Source organism: Microcoleus sp. POL10_C6 (assembly GCF_036701585.1).
In the GTDB taxonomy this organism is placed as follows: domain Bacteria; phylum Cyanobacteriota; class Cyanobacteriia; order Cyanobacteriales; family Microcoleaceae; genus Microcoleus.
The window spans coordinates 1-14,775 of sequence record NZ_JAUBRB010000066.1 but is presented as its reverse complement, the minus strand read 5'-3'; the positions used below and the strand labels follow the sequence as shown (position 1 = coordinate 14,775).

Below are 14,775 nucleotides of genomic sequence, written 5' to 3'. Positions count from 1 at the left end.
GTTAACAAAGTCATTAAAGCTGAGTCAGCCAGCTAATCAGCCCGTGCTTGGTCGAAACTTCTAAAGCCAAGAGAGAAACAAAGCCAATCATGGCAAGGCGGCCGTTTAAGCGTTCTGCGTAGGGGGTAAAGCCGGTGCGGGGTTCGTCATCGATGTATACTGTCGGCTCGATCGCAAAATTGTTCATTTTGCCTTGGTCGTCCAGCATTAAGCCTCGGTTACTCATCTTTTTTTTCCTAAATGGTTTTTAGTGTACTGTAAATAAATGTAACAGACTTGTGAAGATATGTAAAGGATTGTGAGAAATTTTTTTTAAAGACCTCGCTCTGACACCAGTAAATAAAAAAAACGCAACTGTAGGCAAGCTCTAAACCTTTATATAGTCAGTCTTTCCCCAATCTAAAATCTAAAATCTAAAATCTAAAATGGTATGACTGTGGGTAGACTCTGGGCCCCGGAGGGGGGAGGATAGAGTGGAGAGGCACAAAAGTCGATGGTGTATGGCAAATCCAGTCTGGGTTTGACGAAAATTGTGGAACGGAGGAAAAATTTATGCGGGCCAGTCTGGAAATGCGGTGGTTTTATAGCGGTGCACTGCCAAAATCAATCAATCAATGGTTTGGAAGCGAGAGTCTCGGCGGGTATCTTTCGCCTCCTGAAGAGCGGGAAGACATATATTTGCTAGTACCAAGCTGCGACTACTTGGGAGTGAAGCTGCGTGGGAAAACCTTGGAGGTAAAGTGGCGTCAGGGAGAGTTGGGGACGATGCAGTTCGGCAACCGCTGGGAAGGCAAAGCCGAAAAGTGGCTGAAGTGGGTTTGTGCCGACACGATGGCGCCGATACCGGCGGATATTTTGGCGACAGGAAAGTGGGTGGCAGTCAAGAAAAAGCGAGCGCAGCGTCTTTATCAAGTATCGACCCCTGGTTCCCTGATGTCTGTGCCTGTGGAAGCCCCAATTCCCCAAGGTTGCACCGTGGAACTTACTCAGTTGAACATTAATGGCAGCGCGTGGTGGAGTTTGGGATTTGAAGCGTTTGGTAGCGAAAGTTGTTTGACAGAAAGCCTGCAAACAGTAGCTACTTGGACTAGCAAGAGTTATCAGGCGCAAAAGTTAAAAGCTGAGGATTCTTCTGCTTATCCGATTTGGCTAGGCAGCAAGTAATATCAAATCCGGCTTGAATAATACCTCCTGTATTTTTTAGTCCTCCTCTGCTGGAACGAGAGACAAGTTGAGACGCGGTTTCAACCGCCGAGTCTGGCCGTCCGGGACGCAACTGGCATATATAGTAAGGTGCTCTACTACCGGAAATCTTCAATAATATTTCAATAACGGAGTCTGACGCACCTGAGATGTTGCACCATTTTCAATTAGGTTTTTTATGGGCGGGCTCTTCGGCCCACCCCACAAGAAAACTCACTCTTTGTGGAACAGGCCCGAAAGCCTGTTAAGCGAGAATGGTGCAAGAGGCACCCTAAAAATCGATCGTCCTGTGACAGTTGGCCTTAGTCTTATCTGATAGAGGGGGTTTCTAACTATTCCCCCTCTATCAGATTCTCCCCCTCTCCTCTTCTTCCCACTCTGCCAGCACTTCTGAGAATTTGACAAGCCAAAATCGCCGCGCCAAATCCATTATCAATATTCACCACACCCACACCAGCCGCACAAGAATTGAGCATAGTTAAAAGAGGAGCAATCCCGCCAAAACTCGCGCCGTAACCTACACTCGTCGGCACAGCAATCACCGGACAATCTGCCAAACCCGCAACCACACTCGCCAAAGCGCCTTCCATACCCGCCACCGCAATCAACACATCAGCATCAGCAATCACGTGCCGATTGCTCAGCAAGCGGTGAATGCCGGCAACTCCGACATCCCACAAACGTCGCACCTGAAAACCGCAAAGTTCCGCAGTAATTGCCGCCTCTTCCGCTACAGGTAAATCTGCCGTTCCCGCACTGATAATAGTCACAGTACCCGGATGCTGCGGAGTTGGGGAATTAGCAGAAATTGCACAAATTCGAGCCTTTGGGTAGTAGCACAAATCGGGTATTTTTTGTTGCAATTGCTCGAAAACTTCCGGTTCAATTCGCGTCGCCATCACCGCAGAATTTCGCCCGCGCATCGCCTCGATAATTTCAACAATTTGGTCTGGCGTTTTCCCCGGGCCCCAGATTACTTCAGGAAAACCCGTTCTTAGAGTGCGGTGATGGTCAATTTTGGCAAAATCGCCGACTTGTTCAAAGTCAAAATGCTTTAATTTATCCAAAGCTGCGATCGGGCTAATATCGCCGGCAGCCACCGATTCGAGTAAATTCTGTAAAATTTTAGGTTCCATTAATTAATGACTGAGTAATGACTGCTAACTGCTGACTATTCTGCTATTTTCAACTCGTACAAATTCCAGAAAGCACCGCCGAGGGCACTGTAGCGAATTCCCGAAACGCGATCGCGCACCGCCTCAAAAGTCAGCGGATTTACCATATAAACAAAAGGAACTTGTTCCGCTATAATCCGCTGCGTTTCTCCATAAAGCTCCTTGCGCTTCGCTTCATCAAGCTCCTGGGAAGCCTTCACATAAAGGTCATCGATTTTCTGCTCCCAGTCGTACACTTCCCAACCTTTAATCGGGGGTTCTCCGAATTGCGGGCCCTGGTTGAAACTGTGCAAAGTGCCATTGACTGACCAAATATTGTAGCCGCTGTGCGGTTCAGTACCTCCCGTAAAACCGCCGAGGTAAGTATCCCAATTTCGCGTCAATCGCAGCTTTTCCACATAAGTGTTAAAACTCAGGAACTGCGTATCAATTTGCATCCCCAGTTTGCCCAAGTCTTGCTTAATTTGCGTTCCCATTTGTTCCCGAACTTTTTTACCTGCCGCCATCAACAAAGTAAATCGTACCTTGTTGCCTTCAGCATCCAACAATTCGCCGTTAGAATTGTACTTGAAGCCAGCACTTAACAGCAACTCTTTGGCTTTTTCCAGATCGTAACTGTAAGTTTTCAATCCCTGTTCTGGGGACAGGTAGAACGGGCTTTGCGCCGGAATTGGGGAATGCAGCGGCGCGCCAAGTCCGCGATAGATATTGTTAGTCATCGCCTCGCGATTGATGCCATAGGCGATCGCCTGCCGAAATTCCTTACTCGCGAACCAGCGAGACTTAACCGGGTCTACAAACGGCTGATTTTGAGCATTGCGCCCCTTATTCAGATTGAAACACATAAAAACGCTACCAGTATCCGGCCCGCCGTTGAAGACCGTATATTGGCCGCGTTTTTCCTCCCGTTTCAGCAGCGGAAACACTTCCGGCTCCACGTTCAGAGTATCCAAATCGCCCGATCGAAAATTCAGCAGTTGATTATCAGTATTTTCGATAATTTGCCAAACAATTTGCTGGATGTAAGGTTGAGGATTTCCCTCAGCATCTTTGCGCCAATAATACGGATTTCGTTCCAAAACAACGCGCTGATTGGGAGTATAGCTCAGCATTCGGTATTGACCATTCCCCACAATTTTTTTAGGGTCAGTATCCGTGCCCCAAGTAGTCAAGAATTTAGGCTTGCCATCTGCATCTGTATTATCGATAGATTCCTGTAAAATATGAGCTGGTAAAATTGGGATTCCCCCAGCATATCTAATAAAAGGAGCAAAGGGTTCTGCAACGGAAAATTCTACGCGGCGACTGTCGAGTTTTTTGAGTTTTGGAAATTGACCGCTGATGCCAACCCTCAGAATATCTTTCAAACCGCTAGGAATTTTGTCATTGAAATAAATCTTTTCATAGCTGAAGATAATGTCATCAGTAGTCAGAGGTTGGCCGTCCGACCATTTCAAGCCCTCTCGCAGGGTGAAGACAATCTTTTTGCCATCTTTAGAAACTTCCCAGGACTCGGCTAAACCAGGTTCTAACTCCGATGTCAAGCCATTTTCGTTGATCAATCCCTCGTACATATAGCCAAAAACGCTGTATGCAGATTGATTTAGCGGGTAGTTAAAGGTAGCTGGGCCGCTGGGGGTGGGAACGATGAGCCTGTTTACTAAGTTCGATCGGGCTGGAGTGCACGCAGACAGAGTTATAGTGGCAATTGCAGCCAGTAAAATTACGAACCAGCGCAGTCTTGAATATAGGATCATAGAAATTTTCATAATTTTTTAGTTTACCACTTGCGTGCGACTATGACTGAGATTGTAGCCAACCGAGAAAGTCTTCAGTGCGCGAAAAGTACTTGGTTATCCCTACTTCCCGCAAAGCATCTCGAACTTTGGGCAGACCAAATTCTTTTGTATTATTACTCAAAAATACCTTGACTTCATTAGGATGTAAGTGTGCGTGACGCAAAATGCAGTGCAGAATCAAATTGTCTGTCGGGTCTTCTTCAATAAAAATTGAATTCAAACTTGCTTGAAGTATGCCTGCTGTTAAGGGAATCATTTCTATCTTTGTGGCTAACAAATCAAGAGCTGCAAAAAGACGTGCATTAATATCATTTATCAGAGCCTCATTTTCAGTGAGTGATTGCTCTAAGTGGAAGACAAGAGACTGGGCAGAGGGTGAAGTTTTATCTCGCTTTAGCTGACTAATTTGTTTTTCCATTTCACCTAAAAAACGGTTGCGTCGCTTGATTTCGTCTTCTAAAGCCGAGAGTGATTCCATGCAGCAAAAACTTGGTATGGCTATGCTGACTGATGTCGGTACACTCACCAACAAGTTGTTAGCGTCAGGGTCGCGTCCCGTAGCAATGCTCATCAGAAAGTTAGTCTCGATATATAAAATTGCCACCAATTTCTACCCCAGATTTTGTCGTCCCACCTGCTAGCAGTGGCAGCAAGCCGATTTTTGCTATCTGTTCTGATGCGGTTGGAATCTCAGACTTCCAATTATAAGCTAAGTCGCGCAGCCATGCTTCAACCAGTCTAGTTAGATATCGCTTAAATATCCGTTTGTTGCCAAATTCTGGCTCATAATGGCGAAGGATATCAGCAGTGTCTAGAGAGCACACAGGTTCAGATAAATTTACTCCGTCCCATTTGAAAATCAGAATCAGTTCGGTGTCAACAAACATCGCATAGGGAATGATGGTGCGTTGCTCGGACATTTTCGCTAACGCAGCTTTCATCCAAGATATCATGTCATAAGCAATCCTCTGCTTTGCTGCTGTTTCTTGAGCTTCAATAATTTTGACTTCGATTAGCACGACTACCCGATCGTCCTTATCCAATGCGATAATATCTGCGTCTATGGGTAACTCTAAATCCAAGGTTTCAGTTTGCATGGTTTTGGCCTTCCTAAAACGTAGATTAAAGTTCTATTTTAGCACTAACAAAACTACAGCATAGGCTGCAATTCCTTCTTCTCTTCCCACCGGCCCTAATTTTTCGTTGGTAGTAGCTTTGATGCCGATTTGGTCGGGTTTTAATTGTAGGACAGTAGAAAGCCGATCGCGCATTTGCTCAATATGCGGTTTCAGCTTTGGACGTTCTGCCACTACCACCGAATCAATATTGCCGATTTCCCAGCCTTTATCTAATATTAACTGATTCACTTGTGCCAACAGTACGAGACTATCAGCACCTTTCCATTTCGGGTCAGTTGGCGGGAAATAAAGACCGATATCTCCTAAGCTCAGAGCTCCGAGCATGGCATCCATGATAGCGTGAGTAAGTACGTCGGCGTCGCTGTGTCCTAATAAGCCTAATTCGTGGGGAATATTGACACCGCCTAGGATGAGAGGGCGATCGGGAACTAAGCAGTGAATGTCGTAGCCATTGCCGATGCGGATGTTCATGTAAAAGGAAGGTTTGGTAAGTATAGTAGAAGACAATTATTTCATATTTTTAGGGAGATAAGTGAATTTATTTTTTAATGCCGATCCGAGTGTTAAATATTTTTTTTTGCTAATTTCCTCAGCAGCTATGGCAATCCTAAAGCTGCTGGAGGGGGGAGAGAAGGGTTAATGCTGGAAACGCTAGAAAATTATCGGGGACTTCTCGATCGCTCTCCTGAACTCAAAGACTTACAAACGCGAATCCAAAATTTATTAGGCTCTTAAATATACGGGATTTACGCATCAAGACCAAAGAAACCGGGTTTTTTACCGAATCTGTGGACTACAACGAAGTATTACCGCAAAAAACCCGGTTTCTGACCACTCGTGCGATCGCCCTTTACTCCTATTCTTCCCTCTCCTGCAACCACCGATCGTACAAATCCAGCCGGCGCGATCGAGTTCTTTCAATTTGCTGTTGCTTGCGCCAGCGAGCAATTTCTGCGTGATTACCAGACAGCAACACATCGGGCACCTTCAATCCCCGAAAATCCGCCGGTCGAGTGTACTGCGGATAATCCAAAAGTCCGTCCTCAAAACTCTCAAACTTTAGGGAATCTTCCTTGGCCACAGTTCCCCGCAGCAATCGCAAAACCCCATTAATCAAAGCCAAAGCCGGAATTTCGCCCCCCGTGAGCACAAAATCCCCCAAAGACACCTCGCGAGTCACCAAATGCAGGACTCGATCGTCCACACCCTCATAATGACCGCAAATCAAGACCAACTGATCGCGATCGACTGCAAACTCTCGAAACATCGCTTGCTGCATCGGTTCCCCCTGGGGAGTCAGCAAAATCACCTCTCGCCGTGGCAAAACCGGCAGCGACTCCACCGCAGCAAAAATCGGTTCCGGTTTCATCAGCATCCCCACTCCGCCCCCGTAAGGCTCATCATCGACTCGCTGGTGTTTGTCTGTGGTAAAATCGCGGGGATTGACAAAATTCACCTCAGCAATCTTTTTAGCTAAGGCTTTGCCCATCAGTCCCGACTCTAGGGGAGCCCGGAAAAATTCTGGAAATAGGGTAACAACGTCAAATCGCACAATTATTGGAATTTCATTGATACATCACCTCTAGTTTGACCTTTAGAGGGAGTTCAGTTTTCAGTAATTGCTTTATTCTTTATAATTTCTTATAATTTCTGAAAATTTTTGCAAGTTAAATTCTCTTCCTTTGTCGGCGGGCCCGTTTTGTACAACAATAATCAGTTTTTCATGACAGCGACTGCAAGTAAACTCACCGCCAAACAACTGCGGGATCGCACGATCGGCGATCGCACCTCCCTCGCACCAACAAATATTTATTCTTAAAAAGCCCTATTCTACGCACAGCCACGGCAAAATTGAATTTCACATCCAACAGAGGAAGACACACCATGCAGCAGTTGACATCTCAAGCCCTTGAACACAATATTCCCCAGCGCACAAAAACCTCGATTATGGTCATCGGGGGAGCCGAAGACAAAGTTCACGGGCGAGAGATTTTGAACACCTTTTTTTGCCGTGCTGGGGGTGCAAACGCTCGGCTGGCGATCGTTCCGTGCGCTTCGCGAGATCCCGAAGGAATTAGCAACCGCTACCGTACAATATTTGACGAAATGGGCGTTAGCGCCGTCAAAGTAGTGGACATCCGCGAACGCGAACAAGGCGAAAACCCCGTCTGGAAAGATTACTTAGAAGACTGTACGGGCGTATTCATCACAGGAGGCGACCAACTGCGGCTTTGTGGACTGCTGGCGGACACCCCGCTGATGGAGAAAATTCGCAAAGAAACTCTCGAAGGCAAGATTACCCTCGCTGGCACCAGCGCAGGTGCTGCGGTGATGGGATATCACATGATTGCAGGCGGTGGGAGTGGCGCGTCACCGAACCGCTCTTTAGTAGACATGGCAAACGGACTTAACATTATTCCTGAGATCATCGTCGATCAGCATTTTCACAACCGCAACCGCATGGCTCGCTTGCTGTCGGCTGTGGCTTGCCATCCCGATCGCATCGCTATTGGTATTGACGAAGACACCTGCGCCTTGTTTGAGGGAGACGATACTATGAAAATTCTCGGTAAAGGCACTGTGACTATTGTTGATTCTAGGGAAAATTTTTATACCAATGAGTCTATGGTAGGAGCGACAGAACCCTTAAGTCTGTTCAATATGCGCTTGCACGTTCTATGTCACGGAGATTGCTACAATATGCCCCTCGGCAAACCAATGCCATCAGGAGCCTGTTCCGAGTCTGGCTGGCCCCCCGAATGCCGCACAGCCAACTAACGTAGAACATCTCTTGTCATTGATTCGGCAGAAATTAGGCGGCATTCCGGCCGAATCATGGATACAACCATAGAATAGATTCCGAACCAGCCACGGGCTGAGCCGAGAAGGCAGAATCACAGAAAATTCTAACTTCGGGCTTTGAGTTTTTGCTAGCCATTGGCCTGTACTTGTTTTTAGCCAATCGCAGGGGCATGAATTTTCAATTGGGTAGCCCATAACTGGAAATTCACTCCCAAACTGTTCGCAGCGAACAGTCGATCGAGCAATCTAGATCGAAATTGAATAAATGCTCCAATTATCTATAAGATTTCGCGCCCCATACCCCTCTAACTGCCATGAAAATACTTAAAATCCAGACCTTACGCGGCCCCAACTACTGGAGCATCCGACGCCAGAAACTCGTCCTGATGCGTCTGGATTTAGAGGAGTGGGCAGATAAAAAAACATCCGAAATTCCTGGCTTCTATGAAGGGTTGATCGCCGCACTTCCGAGTTTGAACGACCATCACTGTTCACCAGGCCATCAGGGAGGATTCCTGCAACGGGTCAGAGAAGGCACAATGATGGGACACGTAATCGAACACGTCGCCCTAGAACTTCAGGAAATGGCAGGAATGCCGGTCGGGTTCGGCCGCACCCGCGAGACTGCGACCCCAGGCATTTACCAAGTAGTAATTGAGTATCAAAACGAACAAGCAGGTCGCTATGCAGCCCGGGCGGGCGTGCGGATGTGCCAAAGCATTGCCGAGACAGGCACTTATCCAGCAGCAGAATTAGTCCAAGATTTGAGAGACCTGAGAGAGTTTGCTGCGTCGGCGGCACTCGGGCCGAGCACGGAAACACTGATTAAGGAAGCAGAAGCGCGCGGCATTCCTTGGATACCTTTGAGCGCCCGGTTTATGATTCAACTCGGCTACGGGGTTCACCAAAAGCGGATTCAGGCAACTCTGAGCAACCGGACGGGAGTTTTGGGAGTAGAACTTGCCTGTGACAAGGAAGGTACCAAAAATATCCTCGCCAGCGCCGGTGTACCGGTTCCCAGAGGAACGGTGATTCATTATTTGGATGAACTGCGCGGGGCGATCGAAGATGTCGGCGGTTATCCGATCGTCCTCAAACCCCTAGACGGCAACCACGGCCGCGGCATTACGATCGACATCAATTCCTGGGAAGCAGCAGAAGAAGCCTACGACTTAGCCAGCGCCGCATCAAAAACAAAAAGCGTCATTGTCGAGCGCTATTACGTCGGCCGTGACCACAGAGTATTGGTAGTTAACGGGCAAGTGATAGCAGTCGCAGAACGAGTCCCCGCTAACGTCGTGGGCGACGGCAAGTCTACAGTAGAACAGCTTATTGAAGAAGTAAACCGCGACCCGCAGCGAGGAGACGGACACGACAACGTGCTCACCCGGATCACGATCGACAAATTGTCCCTGGATTTGCTGCAAAAACAAGGATACGCAATGGACTCCGTAGTGCCCGTCGGCGAAAGAGTATTTTTGCGGGCGACAGCAAACTTGAGTACCGGTGGCATTGCAGTCGATCGCACCGACGAAATCCACCCAGAAAACGTCTGGCTGTTTTCCAGAGTCGCCAAAATTATCGGTTTGGACATCGCCGGCATTGACGTAGTAACTCCCGACATCTCCCAACCCCTGCGCGATGTCAACGGCGTCATCGTCGAAGTCAACGCAGCACCGGGTTTCAGAATGCACGTCGCCCCAAGTCAAGGTTTACCCCGCAACGTCGCCGGCGCCGTCTTCGATATGCTTTTCCCCTCGCCTCAACCCAGCCGGGTGCCGATTTTAGCGGTAACGGGAACCAACGGCAAAACGACAACCACTCGCCTGCTTGCCCACATTGTCAAACAGACCGGTCAGATTACCGGCTACACGACTACCGACGGCACTTACATCGGCGATTATTTGGTCGAAAGCGGAGACAATACCGGGCCGCAGAGTGCTCAATTGATTTTGTCTGATCCAACGGTAGAAGTGGCGGTGCTGGAAACGGCTAGAGGCGGAATTTTGCGATCGGGCCTCGGCTTCGACCAGTGCGATGTTGGCGTCGTCTTGAACGTCGCAGCCGATCACTTGGGAATTGGCGACATCGACACCGTGGAACAACTGGCCAAACTCAAGAGCGTTCTCGTCGAGTCGGTAATGCCCAAAGGCTATGCAGTTTTAAATGCAGATGACCCGCTGGTATCACAAATGGCGCAGCGTGTCAAGGCTCAAATTGCATATTTTTCGATGAACCCGGATAACGAACTGGTTGCAAAACATACCGCTGCGGGCGGGCTGGCAGCGATTTACGAAAATGGGTATTTGTCGATATTGAAAGGCGATTGGACGCTGCGAATTGAGCAGGCTGTGAACGTGCCGCTGACGATGGGCGGGCGCGCGCCGTTTATGATTGCCAATGCTTTAGCAGCTTGTTTGGCGGCTTTTGCCCAAGGAGTGAAAATAGAAGATATTCGATCGGCTTTGTCAACCTTCCAAGCATCCGTCGGTCAAACTCCCGGAAGGATGAATTTGTTTAATTTGGGCAGCTATCACGCTTTACTCGACTACGCCCACAACCCCCACAGCTACAAAGCTTTGGGCAGTTTCGTGCTGAATTGGCCGGGACTGCGAATCGGGGTAGTAGGTGCCCCCGGAGACCGACGAGATGAAGATTTTGTCACGCTGGGTAAACTTTCGGCCGAGATGTTCGATCGTATTATTGTCAAGGAAGATATTGACAGGCGCGGGCGAGAACCCGGTGTTGTGGCCAAGTTAATTTGCCAGGGAATTGCCGAGGCGATTTCTGCAGGAACCGCAAACAAATCTAACGTTGAATACGAGTTGATTCTCGACGAAACAACGGCCGTTAACAAGGCTTTAGATGAGGCCGCGGTAGGCAGTTTGGTAGTGATTTTACCTGAAGGTGTCAACAAAGCTTTGAGTTTAATTGAAGCCCGGAAACCGATTAAGGAATCTGTGGAAGTTCAAAATGGTTTAGATCGATCGAAGTCACAGGAAAGTTTAAAACCGACTGTGGTGAATCAAGGCTAAACTCTTAAGTCTCATTTAATTAATAGGTTGGGTTGAACTTTTAGGACACCCAACCTATTTTTATATAAATTCTCAGTTAAATGAGGTACGCCCGCTAATTGGTAATATATCGGTGCGTACCTATAATAAATAGTTAGACTTCAAGCTCTTTCTGAAGTTCTCTAATTGCATTTTGTGCATCTCTGTATGAATCGGTATTTCCCTGTTGCTGATACAACTCAGAGGCTTTCTGAAAATCATTTATTGCTCCCTGTATATCTCGCTGTTGGTTCCGGACAAGAGCCCGATTGTAGTAAGCATCAGCATCGTTAGGATCGAGGCGGATAGCTTCGTTGAAATCGGCTAGTGCACCTTGTTTATCTCCCAGTTCATCGCGGAGCAGAGCCCGATTGAAGTAAGCATAAGTATACTTAGGATTGAGGCTAAGAGCTTCGTTGTAGTCGGCGATCGCACCCTCTATATCTCCCTGGTTATAGCGGAAATCACCCCGATTGTAGTAAGCATCAGCATACTTAGGAGCGAGGCGAATAGCTTCGTTGTAGTCGGCAATTGCACCTTGTATATCTCCCTGTTGTAAGCGAATAAAACCGCGATAGTTGTAAGCCGTAGCATCATTAGGATCGAGGCGAATAAACTCGTTAAAATCGGCTATGGCACCCTGTATATCTCCCTCGTCATAGCGGAAATAACCCCGATTTCCGTAAGCTTTACCATAGCTAGGATTGAGGCGAATAGCTTCGTTGTAGTCGGTGATTGCACCATGTTTATCTCCCTGTTGTGAGCGAACAAAACCGCGATTGCTGTAAGCTTCAGGATCGTTAGGAGCGAGGCGAATAGCTTCGTTGTAGTCGGTGATTGCACCCTGTATATCTCCCTGTTGCGCTCGCACAAAACCGCGATAGTTGTAAGCCTTAGCCTCGTTAGGATTGAGGCGAATAGCTTCGTTGAAATCTGCTAGTGCACCCTCTATATCTCCCTGCTGTGACCGAACAAAAGCGCGATTGTAGTAAGCATCCGCAGCGTTAGGAGCGAGGCGAATAGCTTCGTTGTAATCGGCTAGTGCACCTTGTTTATCTCCCAGTTCATCGCGGAGCAGAGCCCGATTGAAGTAAGCATAAGTATACTTAGGATTGAGGCGAATAGCTTCGTTGTAATCGGTGATCGCTCCCTGTATATCTCCCTGGTCATAGCGGGCAATACCCCGATTGTAGTAAGCATCAGCATCGTTAGGATCGAGGCGGATAGCTTCGTTGTAATCGGCTAGTGCACCTTGTTTATCTCCCAGTTCATCGCGGAGCAGAGCCCGATTGTGATAAGCATTAGCATGGTTAGGATCGAGGCGAATAGCTTCGTTGTAATCGGCGATCGCACCCTCTCTATCTCCCTGCTCATAGCGGACAGCACCCCGATCATTGTACGCTTCAGCATCGTTAGGATTGAGGCGAATAGCTTCATTGAAATCGATTTCTCCTGACGGATTGCACTCATTTCTCTCACTTTCTTCCACTTGTTGTGCTGACAACTGCGCGACAGCAAATTCAGCAGGTTGCACGCTCGCAATTGTTGCCGCGATTAGCGCTGGTGGCAGTCGGTAATAAAAACTCATTTTTTAACCTCTCATGAGCTTTGAGATTTGAGCTCTTAGATTTGAGATTTGACATTTGAGAGGGCTCCCTCTGAATATTTTACTTTAATCGGACTCAAGCCAAGTATCATACTCAAATCAACTCGTAGGCTGCGTCAGGCGGAGTGAGAAAGCGATTATTATTAAGGGTTGAGGCATCTGGCGCACATTACTCTATTTTAGATGGCTCTCTCGGAATATTTTACTTTAGCTTTTAACTGCCGCCCACTGAGTTACGGGTGCAAGCGGCTTCCAACCCTGAAAAGAGCCGATCGCCCCTACTCGCTGAATCCCAATTCTAATGAGTTCCCCACCATAACGATCGTGCCATTGCAAAACTTTAAACTCGCTCTCAACTGTCACCGCATTAACAACTAATCGGCCGGCTTCACCTAAAGCATTCCAGCAAGTTTCCAGCACAGATTCTGCGGTGACACCGCCGCCGATGAAAATAGCATTCGGTTGAGGCAAATTTGTCAGGGCTTCCGGCGCTTCTCCCGCAACGATTTCGAGTTCGGGAACGCCGAAAGTCGAGGCATTTTCAGCGATGTATTGCAATCGAGTCGGATCGCGTTCGATCGCGATCGCCCTGCACCGAGGATGACTCCGCATCCATTCGATCGCGATCGAGCCGCAGCCCGCGCCCACATCCCACAGCAACTCACCCGGAATCGGTGCTAACGTTGACAGAGTAACGGCTCTAACCTCCCGCTTGGTAAGTTGTCCGTCGTGGCGATAAGCAGCATCCGGCAAACCCGCAGTTCGGGGGAGGATAAGAGTTTGTCGATCGGCTGCAACTGCGATCGCGATCGTGTTCAAATCCGCCAAATCCGATTCATTCCAGGCTGCTGCTACCCCCTCGATCCGCCGTTCCGAGTTCCCTCCCATCCGCTCGAACACGGTCATCAAACTGCTGCCAAACCCCCGCTGCGTCAACAATTGTGCCACCTTTCCCGGCGTGTGTCTGTCAGCGCTCAACACCAGCAAGCGCGCGCCGGGAGACAAAGCAAGGGCGAGCGATGCGAGCGGGCGATTTGTCAAACTGAAAGTCTCAACTTGGGCCAGCGGCCAACCCAAACGGGCGCAAGCAAGACTAAAAGCCGATACCGACGGAATCACAGTCATTTCCGAAATGGGAATGTGGCGCGACAGCGTGACGCCGATGCCGTGACACATCGGATCGCCGCTGGCTAGCACGCAGACAGACTGTCCCCGGCGGCGGATGATTTGATCGACTGTTGTTTGTAGCGGCGAAGCCCAAAGCAATTGTTCGCGGGTGTCGTCGGTTGGTAGCATTGCGAGGTGACGGGCACCACCGACAACGACTTGAGATCGAGAGAGGAGAGTAGAGGCGATCGCACTCAATCCCGAAAGTCCGTCTTCGCCAATCCCCACCACCGAAAGCCATTTGTGCATTGAATCCTTACCGCTAATCTTGTTTCCGGCTGCATCGGAATACTCAAACTCAATAGTCATTAGTTATTAGTTATTAGTTATTAGTTATTAATTATTAATTATTAATTATTAGTTATTAGTTATTAATCATATTATTTCCGCTAGAACAACCCGAATAAAATTGATTTATAGTGAGGAATTCATTCCTCATAATAAAACTCTGTGGGACTGAATTATTGACTACAAAATTTCTAACTGACATCTTGCACAATTCTCAATAATAGGCATCTTGCCTGTTCCACAAACAGTATATCTCTTCTTGTGAGGTCGGCATCCTGCCCGCCCGTGAAACACTTATTAATAATAGTGCAAGATGTCAGTTATAACGGTTATTTTACCCGACGAGGTATCAGAATAAAGTCTCTAAAAATTTTCCCCAAACAAAAAGCGCCCCTATTACTAGGAGCGCTTTTTGTAATCGAGGACTAAAACTTAGCCATTGATAGAAGGAGCAACCAAAGCTACAGGAGTGACTTCACTTGCAGCCAAGTCAAGCGGGAAGTTGTGAGCATTGCGCTCGTGCATTACTTCCATACCCAAGTT

Annotated in this window: 13 protein-coding genes and 1 pseudogene; 4 read left to right on the top strand and 10 right to left on the bottom strand. The window is 48.0% G+C overall.

The genetic code is table 11. The features are described from left to right. Positions 1-13: 13 nt before the first annotated feature. On the bottom strand, positions 14-226 hold the full coding sequence (locus QUA34_RS25870; protein ID WP_333084124.1) for a high light inducible protein: 213 nt from the start codon (positions 224-226) through the stop codon (positions 14-16). A gap of 326 nt (positions 227-552) precedes the next feature. Between QUA34_RS25870 and QUA34_RS25865 the strand changes: the two genes are divergently transcribed. Further along, entirely contained in the window at positions 553-1,164 is a 612-nt protein-coding gene (locus QUA34_RS25865; protein WP_333084122.1) for a hypothetical protein, read from the top strand. 371 nt (positions 1,165-1,535) lie between these two features. Here the strand turns inward: QUA34_RS25865 and larB are convergent, their stop codons facing one another. The 6 genes from larB to trmD all read right to left on the bottom strand — a co-directional run bounded on the left by larB (position 1,536) and on the right by trmD (position 6,868). Then, positions 1,536-2,339, bottom strand: a complete 804-nt coding sequence (gene larB, locus QUA34_RS25860; RefSeq protein WP_333323802.1) for a nickel pincer cofactor biosynthesis protein LarB — start codon at positions 2,337-2,339, stop codon at positions 1,536-1,538. A gap of 35 nt (positions 2,340-2,374) precedes the next feature. Beyond that, positions 2,375-4,135: an ABC transporter substrate-binding protein gene (locus QUA34_RS25855; protein ID WP_333389959.1), complete on the bottom strand. Its 1,761-nt coding sequence runs from the start codon at positions 4,133-4,135 to the stop codon at positions 2,375-2,377. Positions 4,136-4,175: 40 nt separating this feature from the next. Continuing rightward, positions 4,176-4,781, bottom strand: coding sequence for a PIN domain-containing protein (locus QUA34_RS25850; protein WP_333323803.1), 606 nt, complete (start codon positions 4,779-4,781; stop codon positions 4,176-4,178). Continuing rightward, the gene (locus QUA34_RS25845; protein ID WP_333323804.1) at positions 4,756-5,274 is read right to left on the bottom strand and encodes a hypothetical protein; all 519 of its coding nucleotides are present in this window, start codon (positions 5,272-5,274) and stop codon (positions 4,756-4,758) included. The genes QUA34_RS25850 and QUA34_RS25845 overlap by 26 nt, the downstream gene beginning before the upstream one ends. Positions 5,275-5,307: 33 nt before the next feature. Then, positions 5,308-5,787 (bottom strand): 2-C-methyl-D-erythritol 2,4-cyclodiphosphate synthase, encoded by a 480-nt coding sequence (gene ispF, locus QUA34_RS25840; protein ID WP_333211506.1) that lies wholly within the window; start codon positions 5,785-5,787, stop codon positions 5,308-5,310. A gap of 385 nt (positions 5,788-6,172) precedes the next feature. Next, positions 6,173-6,868 carry a tRNA (guanosine(37)-N1)-methyltransferase TrmD gene (gene trmD / locus QUA34_RS25835; protein ID WP_333323805.1) on the bottom strand — a complete coding sequence of 232 codons (696 nt, stop codon included), beginning with the start codon at positions 6,866-6,868 and terminating at the stop codon, positions 6,173-6,175. 108 nt (positions 6,869-6,976) lie between these two features. On the opposite strand from trmD, the gene QUA34_RS25830 reads away from it, so the two are divergent. From QUA34_RS25830 to cphA, 3 genes are all read left to right on the top strand, one after another. After that, positions 6,977-7,135, top strand: coding sequence for a hypothetical protein (locus QUA34_RS25830; RefSeq protein ID WP_333084108.1), 159 nt, complete (start codon positions 6,977-6,979; stop codon positions 7,133-7,135). Between the two features lie 65 nt (positions 7,136-7,200). After that, on the top strand, positions 7,201-8,094 hold the full coding sequence (locus QUA34_RS25825; protein ID WP_015178241.1) for a cyanophycinase: 894 nt from the start codon (positions 7,201-7,203) through the stop codon (positions 8,092-8,094). Between the two features lie 338 nt (positions 8,095-8,432). Further along, a complete protein-coding gene (gene cphA / locus QUA34_RS25820) occupies positions 8,433-11,153 on the top strand; it encodes a cyanophycin synthetase (protein WP_333389950.1) in 2,721 nt (906 codons plus the stop codon). 133 nt (positions 11,154-11,286) lie between these two features. Here the strand turns inward: cphA and QUA34_RS25815 are convergent, their stop codons facing one another. The 3 genes and pseudogenes from QUA34_RS25815 to QUA34_RS25805 all read right to left on the bottom strand — a co-directional run. Beyond that, positions 11,287-12,759: a tetratricopeptide repeat protein gene (locus tag QUA34_RS25815; protein WP_333389948.1), complete on the bottom strand. Its 1,473-nt coding sequence runs from the start codon at positions 12,757-12,759 to the stop codon at positions 11,287-11,289. Positions 12,760-12,984: 225 nt separating this feature from the next. Further along, positions 12,985-14,253, bottom strand: coding sequence for a precorrin-6y C5,15-methyltransferase (decarboxylating) subunit CbiE (gene cbiE, locus QUA34_RS25810; RefSeq protein WP_333323808.1), 1,269 nt, complete (start codon positions 14,251-14,253; stop codon positions 12,985-12,987). A 411-nt stretch (positions 14,254-14,664) separates the two neighbouring features. Continuing rightward, positions 14,665-14,775: pseudogene (locus QUA34_RS25805) on the bottom strand (photosystem II q(b) protein); the annotation flags it as partial.